The sequence below is a fragment of the Streptomyces capillispiralis genome (genome assembly GCF_007829875.1).
Classification (GTDB): domain Bacteria; phylum Actinomycetota; class Actinomycetes; order Streptomycetales; family Streptomycetaceae; genus Streptomyces; species Streptomyces capillispiralis.
Map to the genome: position 1 here is coordinate 2,033,487 of NZ_VIWV01000001.1, position 17,799 is coordinate 2,051,285.

At 72.8% G+C, this 17,799-nt stretch carries 13 protein-coding genes and 1 riboswitch; of the genes, 5 read left to right on the top strand and 8 right to left on the bottom strand.

Features of this window, described 5'->3' with window-relative positions; translation table 11 throughout:
• Window positions 1-45: 45 nt before the first annotated feature.
• Complete coding sequence (locus tag FHX78_RS08190) at window positions 46-3,102, bottom strand: bifunctional acetate--CoA ligase family protein/GNAT family N-acetyltransferase (RefSeq protein ID WP_145866788.1); 3,057 nt, start codon at window positions 3,100-3,102, stop codon at window positions 46-48.
• 178 nt (window positions 3,103-3,280) lie between these two features.
• Here FHX78_RS08190 and FHX78_RS08200 point away from each other — a divergent pair, with 178 nt between their 5' ends.
• Entirely contained in the window at window positions 3,281-3,562 is a 282-nt protein-coding gene (locus FHX78_RS08200; RefSeq protein WP_145866789.1) for an HPr family phosphocarrier protein, read from the top strand.
• 340 nt (window positions 3,563-3,902) lie between these two features.
• Here the strand turns inward: FHX78_RS08200 and FHX78_RS08205 are convergent, their stop codons facing one another.
• From FHX78_RS08205 to FHX78_RS08220, 4 genes are all read right to left on the bottom strand, one after another.
• The gene (locus FHX78_RS08205; protein ID WP_145866790.1) at window positions 3,903-4,607 is read right to left on the bottom strand and encodes a GntR family transcriptional regulator; all 705 of its coding nucleotides are present in this window, start codon (window positions 4,605-4,607) and stop codon (window positions 3,903-3,905) included.
• 205 nt (window positions 4,608-4,812) lie between these two features.
• The gene (locus FHX78_RS08210) at window positions 4,813-5,586 is read right to left on the bottom strand and encodes a M23 family metallopeptidase (RefSeq protein WP_145866791.1); all 774 of its coding nucleotides are present in this window, start codon (window positions 5,584-5,586) and stop codon (window positions 4,813-4,815) included.
• 12 nt (window positions 5,587-5,598) lie between these two features.
• Window positions 5,599-5,763: riboswitch (cyclic di-AMP (ydaO/yuaA leader) on the bottom strand.
• Window positions 5,764-5,965: 202 nt separating this feature from the next.
• Window positions 5,966-7,354, bottom strand: a complete 1,389-nt coding sequence (locus tag FHX78_RS08215) for a M16 family metallopeptidase (RefSeq protein ID WP_145866792.1) — start codon at window positions 7,352-7,354, stop codon at window positions 5,966-5,968.
• Complete coding sequence (locus FHX78_RS08220; protein WP_145866793.1) at window positions 7,351-8,724, bottom strand: M16 family metallopeptidase; 1,374 nt, start codon at window positions 8,722-8,724, stop codon at window positions 7,351-7,353. The genes FHX78_RS08215 and FHX78_RS08220 overlap by 4 nt, the downstream gene beginning before the upstream one ends.
• A 527-nt stretch (window positions 8,725-9,251) precedes the next feature.
• On the opposite strand from FHX78_RS08220, the gene FHX78_RS08225 reads away from it, so the two are divergent.
• Entirely contained in the window at window positions 9,252-11,708 is a 2,457-nt protein-coding gene (locus FHX78_RS08225) for a DNA gyrase/topoisomerase IV subunit A (RefSeq protein ID WP_145866794.1), read from the top strand.
• Here the strand turns inward: FHX78_RS08225 and FHX78_RS08230 are convergent.
• The gene (locus FHX78_RS08230; RefSeq protein WP_145866795.1) at window positions 11,705-12,769 is read right to left on the bottom strand and encodes a CobW family GTP-binding protein; all 1,065 of its coding nucleotides are present in this window, start codon (window positions 12,767-12,769) and stop codon (window positions 11,705-11,707) included. The genes FHX78_RS08225 and FHX78_RS08230 overlap by 4 nt on opposite strands.
• Before the next feature lie 320 nt (window positions 12,770-13,089).
• On the opposite strand from FHX78_RS08230, the gene FHX78_RS08235 reads away from it, so the two are divergent.
• The gene (locus FHX78_RS08235; RefSeq protein ID WP_145866796.1) at window positions 13,090-13,647 is read left to right on the top strand and encodes a DUF6082 family protein; all 558 of its coding nucleotides are present in this window, start codon (window positions 13,090-13,092) and stop codon (window positions 13,645-13,647) included.
• A gap of 112 nt (window positions 13,648-13,759) precedes the next feature.
• Here FHX78_RS08235 and FHX78_RS08240 read toward each other — a convergent pair whose 3' ends face one another.
• Together FHX78_RS08240 and FHX78_RS08245 are read right to left on the bottom strand one after the other, a co-directional pair.
• Window positions 13,760-13,999 carry a hypothetical protein gene (locus FHX78_RS08240; RefSeq protein WP_145866797.1) on the bottom strand — a complete coding sequence of 80 codons (240 nt, stop codon included), beginning with the start codon at window positions 13,997-13,999 and terminating at the stop codon, window positions 13,760-13,762.
• Between the two features lie 239 nt (window positions 14,000-14,238).
• Window positions 14,239-15,405, bottom strand: a complete 1,167-nt coding sequence (locus tag FHX78_RS08245) for a citrate synthase (RefSeq protein WP_145866798.1) — start codon at window positions 15,403-15,405, stop codon at window positions 14,239-14,241.
• Between the two features lie 109 nt (window positions 15,406-15,514).
• Between FHX78_RS08245 and FHX78_RS08250 the strand changes: the two genes are divergently transcribed.
• Entirely contained in the window at window positions 15,515-16,801 is a 1,287-nt protein-coding gene (locus FHX78_RS08250) for a citrate synthase (protein ID WP_145866799.1), read from the top strand.
• 24 nt (window positions 16,802-16,825) lie between these two features.
• Window positions 16,826-17,764, top strand: coding sequence for a sucrase ferredoxin (locus FHX78_RS08255; RefSeq protein WP_145866800.1), 939 nt, complete (start codon window positions 16,826-16,828; stop codon window positions 17,762-17,764).
• The last annotated feature ends 35 nt before the right edge of the window (window positions 17,765-17,799 follow it).

Here is a 17,799-nt window from a genome sequence, read left to right on the forward strand (position 1 = left end):
CATCTCACTGGGCGAGCGCGACGGTGCCGTCCCCGGCGTCCGTCCTCAGTACGCCGGGAGGGTCCGCGGGCCGAGGTCGTCGCGGGCGGGCGGCGGGGCCAGTCGTACGGAGGCGCCCAGGACGCTCACGCCGTGCGGGGCGACGACCACCGGCTCCAGGGTGACCGCGACGACCTCCGGGTGGTCGTCGACCAGCCGCGACACCCTCAGCATCAGCTCCTCCAGGGCGGGGGTGTCGACCGGTGCCGAGCCGCGCCAGCCGAAGAGGAGCGGGGCCGTCCGGATCGATCGCACCAGTGAGGTCGCGTCCCGGTCGGTGACGGGTATCAGCCGGTGCGCCCTGTCCCCCAGCAGCTGCGAGGCGGCCCCGGCGAGGCCGAAGGACAGCACGGCTCCGGCCGCCGGGTCGATCACCGCGCGGACGACGGTGTCGACTCCGCGCGGTGCCATGCGCTGCACCACGGGACGCAGCTCCTGCGGCGCGCCGAACAGCTCGGTCAACTCGGCGTACGCCCGGCGCAGTTGCTCCTCGTCCGCGAGATCCAGGCGTACGCCCCCGAGGTCGGCGCGGTGCCTGAGGTGCGGGGCGGTCGCCTTGAGGGCGACGGGATAGCCGAGGGTGCGGGCGGCCTCCGCCGCGGCGTCGGGGGTGGGGGCGGACAGGGCCCGGTGCACGGGGATGCCGTACGTGCCGAGCAGGTCGCAGGTCCGGTCGCTGCCGAGAGTGAGGCCCTGACCGCGCGAGAGCAGCCCGTCGATGAGGGCGGCGGCTCCCCGTACGTCGATGTCCTCGTACTCGGGCACCTTGCCGGGGTCGGCGGCGTCCCGGCGCCACTGCGCGTACGCGACGGCCTGCGCGAGAGCGCGGACGGCACGTTCGGCGGCGGGGTAGGCGGGGATGAGGTGGGCGTCCTCGGGGGGTGCGACGGGGGCGAGTGGGGTGTCCTGGGAGGTCGCGGGGGGCGGCGTGCGGTCGTCCGTGGGGGGTGTGGCGGGAGGGGTGTCGGTGGCTGATGTGGCGGAAGGACCCGCCGTGGGGTGGGGCGAGGGGGCGGGCGTCGGCGTGCCCGCGGGCGGTCGGGGCGTCGGGGCGGCCTGGGGGACCGGGGCGGGGGCCGTGTTTGTTGGTGCTTCGGGGGCGGCGCCGTCTCCCGGTATCGGCGCGGAGCCCGCTGCCGCGCGGGGCGCGGCGCCCGCGGTCGGCTCCGGTGCGCCGCCCGCGGGTGGCTGCGGTGCCGTGCTCGTCGCGGCCGAGAGGGCCTCCGCGAGACCGCCCAGTTCCACGTGGACCACGAGGACCGGCTTGGCCGGGGCCGCGGCGGCGGCCGAGCGCAGGGCCCGCGCCAGCGCCGCGTCGCCGACCGACCCCTCGCCCACCGCCGGGATCGCGGTGACCACCACCGCGTCGCAGGTGTCGTCCGCCAGCGCGCGGGAGAGCGCGGCGTGGAAGTCCGCCGCCGATGCCGCGGTGCTGAGGTCCAGCGGGGGGTGCGGGCGCAGCCCCTCGGCGAGGCACGCGTCGTAGGTCAGCAGGCCCAGGGACTCGGAGTTGCCGAGGATCGCCACCCGGGGCCCGGCCGGCAGGGGCTGGCGGGCGAGCAGCAGGCCCGCGTCGACCAGTTCGGTGATGGTGTCCACCCGTATCACCCCGGCCTGCCGCAGCAGCGCGGAGACCGTCGCGTGAGGCAGCCGGGTCGCCCGTACGGCGTGCCCCCTGGGGCCCGCTCCATGGCGGGCGCCCTGGACCACGACCAGCGGCTTCGCCGCCGCCGTCCGGCGGGCGAGGCGGGTGAACTTGCGGGGGTTGCCGATGGACTCGAGGTACATCAGGACGACGTCGGTGTCGGGGTCCTCGTACCAGTACTGAAGGAGGTCGTTGCCGGAGACGTCGGCGCGGTTGCCGGACGAGACGAACGTGGACACGCCGGTGACCCCCGTGACGCCGCCGCCGCGCCGGTGCAGGCGCGACAGGAGGGCGACGCCGATGGCGCCGGACTGGGCGAACAGCCCGATCCGGCCCGGGCGGGGCAGCTCGGGTGCGAGGGAGGCGTTCAGGCGCACGTCCGGGGACGTGTTGATGACACCGAACGCGTTCGGGCCGATGATCCGCATGCCGTACGTGCGCGCCTGCCGTACGAGGGCGCGCTGGCGTTCGCGGCCCTCCGGGCCCGAGTCGGCGTACCCGGCGGAGACGACGACGAGCCCCTGCACTCCGTGCTCCCCGCACTCGGTGACGATCCCGGGGACGCGCTCGGCGGGCACCGCGACGACGGCGAGGTCCACGGGCCCGTCGACGGCCCGGACGGAGCGGAACGCGGGCACCCCGTCGAGTTCCTCGCGGTCCTCGGGGAACGCCTCGTTCACGGCGTAGAGCCGCCCGGTGAAGCCGGCGTCCCGGAGGTTGTCGAGGATGCTGCGGCCGACGCCGCCGGGGGTGCGTCCGGCGCCGACCACGGCGACCGAGCCGGGGGCGAGCAGGCGCTGCACGGAGCGGGCCTCGGCGCGCTGTTCGCGCGCGTGCTGCACGGCCATGGAGCGGTCGGTGGGTTCGAGGTCGAACTCCAGGCGGACGACACCGTCCTCGAAGCTGCGCTTCTGCGTGTACCCGGCGTCCCGGAACACCTTGATCATCTTGGTGTTGGCGGGCAGCACCTCGGCGGCGAACCGGCGGATGCCGCGCTCCCGCGCGACGGCACCGATGTGTTCCAGCAGGGCGGAGGCGACGCCCCGGCCCTGGTGGGCGTCCTGCACGAGGAAGGCGACCTCGGCCTCGTCGGCGGGCGCGGAGGCGGGCGTCCCGTCGGCGCCGATCCGGTCGTAGCGTACGGTGGCGATGAACTCGCCGCCGATGGTGGCCGCGAGTCCCACCCGGTCCACGAAGTCGTGGTGCGTGAAGCGGTGGACGTCCTTGGCGGACAGGCGAGGGTAGGGCGCGAAGAAGCGGTAGTACTTCGACTCGTCCGACACCTGCTCGTAGAAGCTGACCAGGCGCTCGGCGTCATCAACGGTGATGGGGCGGACGCGCGCGGTGCCGCCGTCGCGCAGCACCACGTCGGCCTCCCAGTGGGCGGGATACTCGTGCCGGTCCGACGAGGTCTGCATGGGCCCCAGAGTACGGCTCGCGTACGACAACGGCGCGAGGCAGTCTGTGGTGGACGGGAGCCGGACCGAGGCCGCGGTCCGGCGGTCACCGGGAGCGGGCGCGCAGGCCGCTCCGGGCCGCGCTTCACGATGTGGGAAACTGGTCTAGACAACCCTGAACAGCGAAGGGCAGCAACACATGGCTGAGCGCCGCGTCAACGTCGGCTGGGCCGAGGGTCTCCACGCCCGCCCCGCCTCCATCTTCGTCCGAGCCGCCACGGCCGCAGGCGTCCCGGTGACGATCGCCAAGGCCGGGGGCAACCCCGTCAACGCGGCCTCCATGCTGGCCGTCCTCGGCCTGGGCGCCCAGGGCGGCGAGGAGATCGTCCTCGCTTCCGACGCGGAGGGCGCGGACGTCGCCCTGGACCGTCTGGCGAAGCTGGTCTCCGAGGGCCTCGAGGAACTTCCCGAGACCGTCTGAGCCCACGTGTGACAGCCGCGGAGCCGCGTCGCCCTTCCCGGGTGGCGCGGCTCCGTCGTGTTCCCTGCCCACCGGATCGGCCGGCCGCATTCCCCGGCGCGCGTTGTGCGCGCGGACACGGGAGCGCACCGCACGGGACTCCATCCGCACGGGCAGAAAGGAACGCGTCCGCCCGGGTACGCCAAAGCATCCGCACGAGCACCTCGGATTGTTCGCGCGGGCACCCAGAATTGTCCGCGCGGGCACACGGAAAGCCGCGGCCGTGAATTCACCGCACTGCGGAAAAGGGCAGCGGAATGACTTCGGCACGAAATGCTCTTCTTTGTATACGGCCCTCGTGTTAATGCCGCAGGCTCGGCGTGTTTACGGGATGTTGCGAGTTCCTCACACGGTCCGTGCGGCCGGCCCGCTCGCCGCCGGGGGCGAGACGCAGCCGGTGCGCGGCGCTCGCGCGCTCGGTGTGCAGCGCCGTGACGGCCCGCGCGCGGTCGCCGTCGCCGCGCCCCACGGCGTCCACGATCGCGCCGTGTTCCGCCCAGTACTCGACCGGGTCGGGCGGCCCCTCGGTGGCGTACATCCAGGCGATCTTGTGCCGCAACTGGGTCAGCGTCGACGCCAGCGCCGGGCTGCCGGAGGCCTGGGCGAGCGTCTCGTGGAACCAGCCGCCCAGGGAGCGCAGGTCCTCGCTGTTGCCCTGACGGGCGCGTTCCTGCCCGAGCCTGACCAAGCCGCGCAGCACCTTCAGATGGGCCTCGGTGCGGCGCTGTGCCGCGCGGGAGGCGCCGAGCGGCTCGAGCAGCAGGCGCATCTCCAGCAGGTCGGCGGCCTCCTGCTCGGTGGGTTCCGCCACGCACGCGCCCGCATGGCGCCGGGTCACCACGAAGCCCTCGGCCTCCAGCGTGCGCAGGGCCTCCCGGACGGGGACGCGGGAGACGCCGTAACGACGGGCGAGGAGTTCCTCGGTGAGCCGGCTGCCGCGCTCGTGGACACCCGCGACGATGTCGTCCCGGATCGCCGTGCACACCGAGTGCGCGGGAATACGCATGACCGACCTCCGGCTTAATCCCCGTGAAACGTCGAAGATCGACGTGTGTTCCGTGACTCTATTGAAATCAGCGGGATTTTCCGAAGGGGGTACGGAAACCATGCGTATTTTTTGGACAAGCGGCCCGCTGAAACGCCGAAAGCCCCGGCTCGGGAGCCGGGGCCACGGTGAGCGGGGCCGCCGCGCGGGCGGCCGGCCGCGGGTGTCAGAGGTTCACGCCGTGCGCGCGGAGGTAGGCGACGGGGTCGATGTCGGAGCCGTACTCGGCGGTCGTACGGGCCTCGAAGTGCAGGTGCGCGCCGGTGACGTTGCCGGTCGCGCCGGAGACGCCTATCTGCTGCCCTGCGGTGACCTGCTGACCCACCGAGACGCCGAGGGAGGACAGGTGACCGTACTGGGTGTACGTGCCGTCGTTCATCCTGATGACGATCTGGTTGCCGTAGGCGCCGCCCCAGCCGGCCTCGACGACGGTGCCGATGCCGACCGACCGGACCGGGGTGCCGCTCGCGGCGTGGAAGTCGACACCGGTGTGGCTGCCGGAGGACCAGACGGCGCCGCCGCTCTTGTAGCCGGTCGACACGTAGGAGCCGGCGATCGGGGAGACGAAGGTGTTGAGACGCTTGCGCTCGGCCTCCCGCGCGGCGCGCTCCTTCTCCGCTCGGGCCTCGGCTGCCGCTTCGGCGGCCTTCTCGCGCGCGGCCTGCTCGGCCGCCTTCCGCGCGGCGGCCTCGGCGGCCTCCCGGGCGGCCTCGTGCTGGGCGGCCGCCTGGGCGTCGATCCGGTCGGCGACCGCGTCGCCCAGGGTGACGACGGGGGTGAGGCCGGTCTGTGCGGCGGCCGGTCCGGCGGCGAGCGCGGGGGCCGCGAGGGAACCGACGACGCCGGAGGTGGCGAGCGCCGCGACGCCCGCCGCGCGGGCGGTGCCGCGCTGCGTCCGGCTCGGACGACGGTGTTTCCCGGAGGCGCGGGTGAACGCCATGTGGAGGCTGGTCCTTTCCTTCCCTCTCGCCTACCGGGTTAGCTGACGGGTTCGGAGCAGGAAGGTCTCCTACGGACTCCCTCACGACACGCGCGGGCGTCCGATTCACCCCAGGGACTACGGTGGGTCCCCGGCTCCCCTGGCTCGCGCCGTACGGGGACTCGGCGATGGCTGTCCGCTGCCGCGGGTGCGGCGCACTGCCCGACGAACAGCCCGGAAGACGCTAAGCGGGAGATCTTTCGATCCCCAAGCGGATCACGGCTTTTGTAGCGCATCCCACAGGGCAGACGGGCATCCTCCGTCGCAATTCGGGCATGAGTGGGCCCTGGTGACTCGCGTGTCACCAGGGCCTCACGCGCGTGTGCGCCTCCGCGGCTCGCTACTCGGCCGTAACGACGGTGACTTCCCCGATGCCGAGGGCCTCGACGGGCGCCTTGATCTGCGCCGCGTCCCCGACGAGGACGGTCACCAGGCGGTCCACCGGGAAGGCCTTGACGACCGCCGCGGTGGCCTCCACGGTGCCGGTCGCGGCCAACTGCCGGTACAGGTCCGCCTGGTAGTGGTCGGGCAGGTGCTGCTCGACCTGGTCGGCCAGGGTGCTCGCGACGGCCGCGGCGGTCTCGTACTTCAGCGGCGCCACGCCGACGAGGTTCTGCACGGCGACGTCGCGTTCCGCGTCGGTCAGTCCTTCCGCGGCGAGGGTGCGCAGCACCGTCCACAGGTCGCCGAGGGCGGGACCGGTGTTCGGGGTGTCGACGGAGCCGCTGATGGCCAGCATCGCCGCGCCCGTGCCGTCCGGGGCGGACCTGAGGACCTGCCCGAACGACCGCACGCCGTAGGTGTAGCCCTTCTCCTCGCGCAGGACGCGGTCCAGACGGGAGGTGAGGGTGCCGCCGAGGCAGTAGGTGCCGAGCACCTGCGCGGGCCACACGCGGTCGTGCCGGTCGGGTCCGATGCGGCCGATCAGCAGCTGCGTCTGGACGGCGCCGGGGCGGTCCACGATGACGACCCGGCCGGTGTCGTCGGCGACCACGGCCGGGACGGGGCGCGGCTTGCCCGGGGAGCCGGTCCAGGCGCCCAGGGTGTCGCCGAGCAGCGCGTCCAGGTCGATGCCGGTGAGGTCACCGACGACCACCGCGGTCGCCGTGGCGGGGCGGACGTGCTGCTCGTAGAAGGCGCGCACGGCCGCCGAGTCGATGCCCTCGACCGTCTCCTCGGTGCCCTGGCGGGGACGCGACATGCGCGAACTCGCCGGGAACAGCTCCTTGGAGAGCTCCTTCGCCGCGCGGCGGGAGGGGTTGGCCAGCTCGTGCGGGATCTCGTCGAGGCGGTTGCGGACCAGCCGCTCGACCTCGCTGTCGGCGAACGCGGGCGCCCTGAGGGCGTCCGCGACCAGTCCGAGGCCCTTGGCGAGCCGTGAGGCCGGGACCTCCAGGCTGAGGCGGACCCCGGGGTGGTCGGCGTGCGCGTCCAGGGTGGCGCCGCAGCGCTCCAGTTCGGCGGCGAACTCCTCGGCGGAGTGCTTGTCGGTGCCCTCGGAGAAGGCCCGCGCCATGATCGTGGCGACGCCGTCGAGGCCGGCCGGCTCGGCCTCCAGGGGCGCGTCGAGGATCACCTCCACGGCGACGACCTGCTGGCCGGGGCGGTGGCAGCGCAGCACCGTCAGGCCGTTGTCCAGCGTGCCGCGCTCGGGGGCCGGGAAGGCCCAGGGCCTGGCCTCGCCCGCCTGGGGCTGCGGGTGGAAGTCCATCGTGGCGAGCTCGGTCACTTGGCCGCCTCCTCGTTCTCGTCGGTGCCGGCGACTGCGGCGGCTTCCTCGGTGTCCTCGGCCTCGGGGGCGACGGGCTCGTAGACGAGCACCGCGCGGTTGTCGGGGCGCAGGCGGGACTTCGCGACCTCCTGCACCTCCTCCGCCGTCACGTCGAGCACGCGCTGGACGGCGGTCAGGGCGAGCTGGGGGTCGCCGAACAGGACGGCGTACCGGCACAGTTCGTCGGCGCGGCCCGCGACCGTGCCGAGCCGGTCGAGCCACTCGCGCTCCAGCTGGGCCTGGGCGCGCTCCATCTCCTCGGCCGTGGGGCCCTCGTCGGCGAAGCGGGCGAGCTCCTCGTCGATGGCGGCCTCGATGACGGGCACCTCCACGTCGCCGGACGTCTTCACGTCCAGCCAGCCCAGGGAGGGCGCCCCGGCCAGCCGGAGCAGGCCGAACCCGGCGGCGACGGCCGTGCGGTCGCGCCGTACCAGCCGGTTGTAGAGCCGGGAGGACTCGCCGCCGCCGAGGACGGTGAGGGCCAGGTCCACCGCGTCGCACGCGCGCGTGCCGTCCTCCGGCAGCCGGTAGGCGGCCATCAGCGCCCGCGCGGGGACCTCCTCCTCCACGATCTCGCGCAGCTGCCCGCCGATGACGTCGGGGAGCGAACCGTCGCGCGGTGCGGGCTTGCCGTCGTGGGAGGGGATGGAGCCGAAGTACTTCTCGATCCAGGCGAGCGTCTGCTCCGGGTCGATGTCGCCGACGACGGACAGCACGGCGTTGTTCGGCGCGTAGTAGGTGCGGAAGAACTGGCGGGCGTCCTCCAGGGTCGCCGCGTCCAGGTCCGCCATCGAGCCGATCGGCGTGTGGTGGTACGGGTGGCCCTCCGGGTAGGCGAGCGCGGTCAGCTTCTCGAAGGCCGTGCCGTAGGGGACGTTGTCGTAGCGCTGGCGGCGCTCGTTCTTGACGACGTCCCGCTGGTTCTCCATGGACTCGTCGTCCAGGGCGGTCAGCAGGGAGCCCATGCGGTCGGCCTCCAGCCAGAGGGCGAGCTCCAGCTGGTGGGCGGGCATGGTCTCGAAGTAGTTGGTGCGCTCGAAACTGGTGGTGCCGTTGAGGGAGCCGCCGGCGCCCTGGACCAGCTCGAAGTGGCCGTTCCCCTTGACCTGGGCGGATCCCTGGAACATCAGGTGCTCGAAAAGGTGAGCCAGACCGGTACGTCCCTTGACTTCGTGACGCGAACCCACGTCGTACCAGAGGCACACCGCGGCGACCGGGGTCAGGTGGTCCTCGGAGAGCACCACGCGCAGGCCGTTGGCCAGGCGGTGCTCGGTCGCTGTCAGGCCGCCGGAGCCTGCCTGGGCTGTGGCCGTGTGACCCATGGGCATGTACGTCCCTTCGATCGCGGAGGCGGTTGTCGAAACCGCCGTTTCTGCCGGTCCTGCCACTGTATGCAAGCGTGCGGACGGCCGGTGAAGTTCCCGGCCGGGCCGGCTACGCCGAGAGCGAGAACCTGGTGGGACACGTGATGCCGGTGTGGAGGCTGGGGTCCCGGCCTCAGACAACGGCACCACGGGCGGGGCGGGCCGCCCGCGCGGTCCCTGGCCCACGCGGCCGCGGGCAGGCGAGCTGTCCCCGTGTTCCTCACGGGCGAACCACGCCGGGTGGCGAGCGCCCGGGAGTGCGGGAGGCACCGCGCGCACCCCGGCCGCGCGACCCGCCCCCGCCCAAGTCGCCCCGCCGACCGGCAACCCCGCGCGGGGCCGGCCGCGCACTCCCCCGTACCCTTCTCGCGCCGTCGCCACCCGCCCGCGCCGGACGGCCGGAGCCGGGTCTTGGTCCCGCTTGTCAGTGCGACGGTCCACAATGGTCCGCGTCAGATCCCGTCACACGCTTCAGCAAGGAGCCGGCAGCGATGGCCCGCCGCAGCACGAAGACCCCGCCGCCCGACGACTCGTACGAGGAGAAGATCCTCGACATCGACGTCGTCGACGAGATGCAGGGCTCCTTCCTCGAGTACGCGTACTCGGTCATCTACTCACGCGCCCTGCCGGACGCGCGTGACGGCCTCAAACCGGTGCACCGCCGCATCGTCTACCAGATGAACGAGATGGGCCTGCGCCCCGAGCGCGGTTACGTGAAGTGCGCCCGCGTGGTCGGCGAGGTCATGGGCAAGCTGCACCCCCACGGCGACGCGTCGATCTACGACGCCCTGGTCCGCATGGCCCAGCCGTTCTCCATGCGCGTCCCGCTGGTCGACGGCCACGGCAACTTCGGCTCGTTGGGCAACGACGACCCGCCCGCCGCCATGCGGTACACCGAGTGCCGGATGGCCGAGGCCACGAGCCTGATGACCGAGTCCATCGACGAGGACACGGTCGACTTCGCGCCCAACTACGACGGTCAGGAGCAGGAACCGGTCGCGCTGCCCGCCGCGTTCCCGAACCTGCTGGTGAACGGCGCCTCGGGCATCGCCGTCGGCATGGCCACCAACATGCCGCCGCACAACCTGCGCGAGGTCGTCGCGGCCGCCCGCCACCTGATCAGGCACCCCAACGCCGATCTCGACGCCCTGATGAAGCACGTCCCGGGCCCCGACCTGCCGACCGGCGGCCGGATCGTCGGCCTCTCCGGCGTCCGGGACGCGTACGAGACGGGCCGCGGCACCTTCAAGATCCGCGCGACGGTCACCGTGGAGGACGTGACGGCGCGCCGCAAGGGCCTCGTCGTCACCGAGCTGCCCTTCACGGTGGGTCCGGAGAAGGTGATCGCCAAGATCAAGGACCTCGTCGGCTCGAAGAAGCTCCAGGGCATCGCCGACGTCAAGGACCTCACCGACCGCGAGCACGGTCTGCGCCTGGTCATCGAGATCAAGAACGGCTTCGTGCCGGAAGCGGTGCTGGAGCAGCTGTACAAGCTGACGCCGATGGAGGAGTCCTTCGGCATCAACAACGTGGCCCTGGTGGACGGCCAGCCCCTCACCCTCGGCCTCAAGGAGCTCCTGGAGGTCTACCTCGACCACCGCTTCGACGTCGTGCGGCGGCGTTCGGAGTTCCGCCGCAGCAAGCGGCGCGACCGGCTCCACCTGGTCGAGGGCCTGCTGACGGCCCTGCTGGACATCGACGAGGTCATCCGCCTCATCCGCTCCAGCGAGAACTCCGCGCAGGCCAAGCAGCGTCTGATCGAGCACTTCTCCCTCAGCGAGGTCCAGACCCAGTACATCCTGGACACGCCGCTGCGCCGCCTCACCAAGTACGACCGGATCGAGCTGGAGGCGGAGAAGGACCGGCTGAACGCGGAGATCGAGGAGCTGACCCGGATCCTGGACTCGGACGCGGAGCTGCGCAAGCTGGTCTCGGCCGAACTGGCCGCGGTCGCCAAGAAGTTCGGCAACGACCGTCGTACGCTGCTGCTGGAGTCGGCCGCGACCCCGGCCGCCGCCGTGCCGCTGCAGGTGGCCGACGACCCGTGCCGCGTGCTGCTGTCCTCCACGGGCCTGCTCGCCCGCACGGCGAACGACGCACCGCTCGTCGACGCCCCCGGCGCCAAGCGCGTCAAGCACGACGTGATCGTCTCGGCGGTGCCCGCGACGGCCCGCGGCGAGATCGGTGTGGTCACCTCGGCCGGCCGCCTGCTCCGGCTGAACGTCGTGGACCTCCCGCAGCTCCCCGAGACGATGCCGACGCCGAACCTGTCGGGCGGGGCGCCCCTGGCGGAGTTCGTGTCGCTGGAGGACGACGAGCAGGTGGTGTGTCTGACCACGCTCGACGAGTCGTCGCCCGGCCTGGCCCTCGGCACGGAACAGGGAGTCGTCAAGCGCGTGGTGCCCGACTACCCGTCCAACAAGGAGGAGCTGGAGGTCATCACCCTCAAGGAGGGCGACCGGATCGTCGGCGCGGTCGAGCTGCGCACGGGCGAGGAGGACCTGGTCTTCATCAGCGACGACGCGCAGTTGCTGCGCTACCAGGCGTCGCAGGTCCGCCCGCAGGGCCGGCCCGCGGGCGGTATGGCGGGCATCAAGCTCACCGACGGCGCGAAGGTCATCTCCTTCACGGCGGTCGATCCGGCGGCGGACGCGGTGGTGTTCACGGTCGCGGGCTCGCGCGGCACACTGGACGACTCCGTCCAGACGACGGCCAAGCTGACCCCGTTCGACCAGTTCCCGCGCAAGGGCCGGGCCACCGGCGGTGTGCGCTGCCAGCGGTTCCTGAAGGGCGAGGACTGCCTGTCCCTGGCCTGGGCCGGCCCACTTCCTGCCCGTGCCGCCCAGAAGAACGGCGCCGCGGTGGACCTCCCGGTACCGGACCCGCGCCGGGACGGTTCGGGGCTGTCCCTGCCGAAGACGGTGCACGTGGTGGCAGGCCCCGTCTAGGCCGCGGGGTCCTCGGCCTCCTCGGTCTCCTGCACATAGCGCAGCACGCCCCACATGCCGTCCTCGTCGGCGTGTGGGGCGCCGTCGTTCCCGCACGCCTCCAGCTCCGCGCGGAGGGCGGCGGCGTCGATGCCCGCCCCGATGAGCACGAGCTGCGTCCGCCGCTCCGCGCCGGCCGGCCAGGGCTCGGGGTAGAAGCGCAGGAAGCGCCCCACGGCGTGCACGGCGTACCGGTTGCGGACGTCGTACGGCCCGAAGTCGACGTACCCCTTGATCCGGTACAGCCCGGCGGGACGGCTGTCCAGGAAGCGGATCAGCCGCCGTGGGTCCGTGGGGCGCGCGGAGGCGAAGGAGAGGCTGTCGTACGCGGCGTGCAGATGTGCCGTGTGATCGTCCTCCGCGTCGTCGTGGCGGTGCAGGTCGTCGAACGACAGCTGCCCGATGCGCTCCTCGCCGGGCCTGCAGTCGAAGAGGAACGCGGGATCGACACGGCCGTAGGAGGCGGGCACCACGGCGGCACGGTCGACCAGGGAGCGGACGAGCCCCAGCACGCGTGCCGCGTCCGTCACCCGGTCGATCTTGTTCACGACGACGAGGTCGGCGAGGGCGAGGTGCCGGTCGATCTGCGGGTGCCTGGCCCGGGTGTCGTCGAACTCGGCGGCGTCCACGACCTCGACGAGTCCGCCGTACACGATCCCGGGGTGCTCGCTGGCGAGCACCATCCGCACGAGCTCCTGCGGTTCGGCGAGACCGCTGGCCTCGATGACGATGACGTCGATCCCGGCGGAGGGCCTGGCCAGGCGTTCCAGGTAGACGTCGAGTTCGCTGCTGTCCACCGCGCAGCACAGGCAGCCGTTGCCGAGCGACACGGTCGAGTCGCCGAGGGCCCCCGCGACGGCCATGGCGTCGATCTCGATGGCCCCGAAGTCGTTCACGACGGCACCGATGCGGCTGCCGCCGCTGCGGTGGAGGAGGTGGTTGAGGAGGGTGGTCTTCCCCGAGCCGAGAAAACCGGCCAGGACCACCACCGGAATCTGCCGCCCGCTGCTCCGCTCCGACACGCGACCCCTTTCGCACCTGTGCGCGCACCGGCTCACTCTCGGCGTGCGCACCGAAAATCGACTGTCGTCCCAGGATACGAGCGACAAGAACGACGGCGAAGTGAACGATTGTTAGCAGCATCTGTGGGGCAGACGTTGGGGAAGGCGCCGGTATGTGCGACCCTCGCTTCCCTCCGTGCGCCTCCTCTCCGCCTTCCCGCCGATCAGAGCCGCTCGGCACCCTGGAAGGCGGCAAGCGCCGCCCACCGCTCGCCGGTCCCCGCCGACAGGCCCAACTCTCCGACGACCGGCGGACGGCGGCCTGATCGGGGGTATTTGACATGGCCACACAGAACATGGGGCTGCGGAGGCTCCGCTCCGCCGCCGCGGCCGGCCTGGGCCTGGCCGCGGGTGCCCTCGCTGCCATGGCAGCACAGCGACACACCCTGGACGCGATCAACGAGCGTCTGGCGCACCTGGAGAAGCACACGGGCAACCAGCAGCAGGCGAACCTGGCCATGCAGCAGCGGCAGCACTGGGAGCTGCTCAGCAAGGCGATCGACGACCCCGAACTCGCCGAGGTGCTGAGCGTCTTCGAGGTGCAGGTGACCACCCAGAAGCGCAGGCAATACCTCTTCGCGAACGCCCTGTACACGAATCTGCTCTGCTACTACCGCATCGGCAACATGACGAGGGACGAGTTCCTGAAGCGGGTGCGGGGCACGTTCCAGAACCCGATCGTCCGGGAGTACTGGTACGCGACCCAGCAGCAGCGCGCGAGCCTGACGGGGACGGAAGAGGCGGAACTGGGTCTGCTGGTCGACGATCTGCTGCTGCAGCTCGACGAGGCGGACACGGAGGAGTGGTGGGTGGTCGGCATCCCGCCCGGCGAGGCGTGAGCCGCGGGGCCGGCCCGCGGCGGTGCGCACCGCGAACGGCCCGGCCCTCTGTCCACAGGCGCTTTGGGGCGTCTCCCCGCCGGCGCTTCTGGACGTCTCTCCGCAGGCGCTTCTAGGCGTCCGGGATGTCCGCCTTGGCCCTGACCAAGGTCTCACGGCTGATCACGACGATGCGTTCGTAGTCCGCGCGCGCGGCGTCGGCGGGCAACTCGGCGTCCAGGGAGTCGGTCACATCCGTGCCGATGACGGCGAAGTTGCCGTCGGCCAGCTCGAAGATGTCGGGACACGTCGCACCATTCGTGCTCCCCCGGAAACGCGGAGCGACACCGAGGCGGCGGATGATCTGACTCACTGTTGGATTCCCTCTGCTCTCAAGGCACGAGCGCCTACGCCCGCTGCGGCGTCATCGTGACAGGTCCGGCGCCACTCCAGACACGGCGGCACACTCAAGTCGCAGAAGACTCCATGGACTGGGCCGCTCTCCTGTCACTCGTGAGGGTGGCCTCACACCGTGCCGTCGTCACGTCCGGGAGGATCATGGAGGGCTCCGAAGAGGCGACCGGGGGATCGTCCACGGGGCCTTCGCGGTGTTCAGGCGACGTCCGGCACCGCCACCGGCGCGCCCTCGCCCACGTACCGCGCCGCCGGCCTGATGATCTTCGAGTCCTCCGCCTGCTCCAGGATGTTGGCGCTCCACCCCACCGCGCGGGCCGCCGCGAACGTCGGTGTGAACATCTCGCGCGGTACGTCGCAGAGCTCCATGACGACGCCGGCGTAGTACTCCACGTTGGTGTGCAGCGCCCGGCCCGGCTTCAGCTCCGCCAGGATCGCCTCCACATGGCGTTCGACCTCCACGGCGAAGTCGACCCGTGGCCCGCCGAACCGCTGGGCCACCTCTCGCAGCATCCGCGACCGGGGATCCTCGGTGCGGTAGACCGCGTGGCCGAAGCCCATGATGCGCTCACCCGCGAGGACGTGTTCCCGGACCCAGGAGTCGATGCGCTCCGGCTTCCCGATCGCCTCCAGCGTGTCCAGTGCCCGGCTCGGGGCCCCGCCGTGGAGCGGACCCGACAGCGCGGCCACCGCCCCGGCCAGGCAGGCCGCCACGTCCGCGCCCGTCGACGCGATGACCCGCGCAGTGAAGGTGGACGCGTTGAAGCCGTGGTCAATGGTGGAGATCAAGTACTGCTCGATCGCCCGCACCCGCTCCGCGTCCGGCTCCGTCCCCGTCACCATGTACAGGTAGTTCGCCGCGTACGACAGGTCCTCGCGCGGCTCCACCGGCTCCAGCCCCCTGCCCAGCCGGTACAGAGCGGTGAGCAGTGTCGGTACGGCCGCGGTCGCCTCCAGCGTGTCCTGCCTGCGCCGGCCGGCGTCGATGTCGTACACCGGCCGGAACCCTTTCGCCGCGCCGAGCAGGGACAGTGCCGTCCGCAGTCCGGCGAGGGGGCCCGAGCGGCCGCCCGCCGCCGCGATGGCGGGCAGCGCCGCCCGCACCTCGTCGGGCAGCGTCCGCAGCGCGGCGGTCCCGGCGGCGAACGCCGCGGCGCGCCGTGCGTCCGGCAGCTCCCCGTGGACCAGCAGGTGCCATACGTCCTCGAAGCCACGCGACCGGGCGAGATCGACGGCCGAGTACTGGCGGTAGTGGTAGAAGCCCTCGTCGCCCCGGACGTCACCGATACGGGTGTCGGTGACGACGACCCCCGCCAGTCCCCGCGGTACCTCGACGCGTGGCGCTACAGCCTCATTGACAGACATGACTTCCTCCTCGCACTTGATTCGACTGTCCACTGTTGATTGAAAGGTGTCAACATTGATTGAATCAATATGTCAATCCATGTGAGGCAGGACGGATACCGTGACGGCCATGCGCGATCAAGACCCCTCTCCCGTCGACACGGACCGGCGCCTGAGCACCAAGGAGGCCGCCGAACTGCTCGGCGTGAAGCCGGAGACCGTGTACGCGTACGTGAGCCGTGGCCAGCTCAGCAGCCGCCGGGCCCCCGGCGGCCGCGGCAGCACCTTCGACGCGGGTGAGGTGGCGGCGCTCGCGCGGCGCAACAGACGCGAGAGCGCCGGCGGTGGGGACGGCCCGGGCGGCGAGTCCGTGCGGACCCGCCTCACCCTGATCGACGGCGACCGGTACTACTTCCGGGGCGTCGACGCCGTCGAACTCGCCGCCCGGCACACCTACGAGGAGGTCGCCGAGTGGCTGTGGACGGGCCGGCTCCGTCCCAGTGCCGCGTTCGTCGCGCCCGAGTCGTCCGTCGCCGTGGCCCGGCGCGCCGTCGATGCCCTGCCCGAACACGCCACGCCGACCGACCGCCTGCGGGTCGCGGCCATCGCCGCGGCGACCGCCGACCCGCTGCGCTTCGACCTGTCGGAGGAGGCCGTGCTCGGCACGGCCCGTTCGCTCATCCCCACCCTGGTCGCCGCCCTCCCGGCGGTGCTGCCCGGCCACCGGGACTCCGGCCCGCTGTCCCACCGGCTCTGGGCCCGGCTCACCGGCCGGGAGGCCGACGAGGCACGGCTGCGCGTCCTGGACACGGCCCTCGCGCTCCTGGTCGACCACGACCTCGCCGCCTCCACCCTCGCCGTCCGCGTCGCCGCGTCCGCCCGCGCGCACGCCTACGCGGCCGTCTCGGCGGGGCTGGGCGTGCTGGAGGGCCCGCTGCACGGTGCGGCCAGCGGGCTCGCGCACAGGCTGCTGCTGGAGGTGCTCGACCAGGGGGAAGCGGCCCCCGTGATCGCCGACGAACTGCGGGCCGGCCACCGCATCCCGGGCCTCGGCCACCGCGTCTACGCCGGTGAGGACCCGCGCGCGCGTGCCCTCTTCGCCCTCTTGGAGGACATCCCGCGCGCCGCCCCCGCCCTGGCCGCCGCCCGCGACCTGACGGCCACCGCCGCCCGCCACACCCCCCTGCACGCCAACGTCGACCTGGCGCTCGCCGTCTTCACCGCCTCCTCCGGGATGCCGGCCTCGGCGGGCGAGACGATCTTCGCCGTCGCCCGTACGGCCGGGTGGATCGCCCACGCGCTGGAGGAGTACGGCGAGCGCCCGCTGCGCATGCGCCCCAGCGGCCAGTACGTGGGACCGAAGCCGCCGCGGCCACTGCCCGGAGGAGACACGGACGGCCCGACAGGTCACTCCTGAGCAAGTCAGGTTAGGCTCACCTCTGTGAGTACGTGCTCAACCGTCTCCCGCGCGCTCGACGAGCCGGTCGCGGGCACCGCGGCCACCGCGAGGACCTGGCTGCTGCTGGAGCAGCCCGGCCCCTGGGGTGCCAAGGCGCTCACCTCGAGCCATCTCGACCCCGCGCTGGGCCGCGCCCTGGAAGCGGCCGCGAAGGGCACCGGGGTGCGTGTCGCCCTCATACGCCGTCCCGGGCGCCACGCGGACTGCCGGGTGCCCGCCGCACGACAGGTGTTCGTGGCCCACACCGGCCCGGGGAACGTGTGGCTGCACGCCGCCACCACCACGGAACCCGAACGGCTGCTCGACCTCGATGTCGCCGCCCTCGGCCGGGGCGAGGTCGCCTCGTTCGACGCGGTGCTCGGCGGGCGGCCCTACGAGGGCGACCCGCTCGCCCTCGTCTGCACCAACGGCAAGCGCGACCGCTGCTGCGCGCTCCTCGGCCGGCCCCTGGCGGCCGAGCTGGCCGCCTCCGGCGTCCAGGGCGTCTGGGAGGTCACCCACCTGGGCGGTCACCGCTTCTCCCCCACGGTGCTCGTCCTGCCGTACGGCTACGCCTACGGCAGGGCGGAGGCGCACCTCGTCAAGGAGGTGCTGCACCGTGCACAGGAGGGCCGGATCGTCCTCGAGGGGTGCCGCGGCAGGTCGGCGTGGGAGCGGCCCGGTCAGGCGGCCGAGCTGGCCGTCCGCCGCGCGGTGGGCGAGTACGCCGCGGAGGCCCTGAGCGTCGTACGGACGGACGGCGCGGCGCCCCACTGGGAGGTGACCGTCGCCCACACGGACGGGCGCCGGTGGCTGGTTGAGGTCGCCCAGGGCGCGTCCCTTCCGCCCCGCCCGGAGAGCTGCGGGTCGGTGCTCGGCTCACCCGCGCGGATGGACGTGGCGGCGGTCCACGAGCTGACCGCGGCGGCACTGGCCGGCTGACGGCGTCGACGCCGACAGCCGGCCAGTGCCGCGGC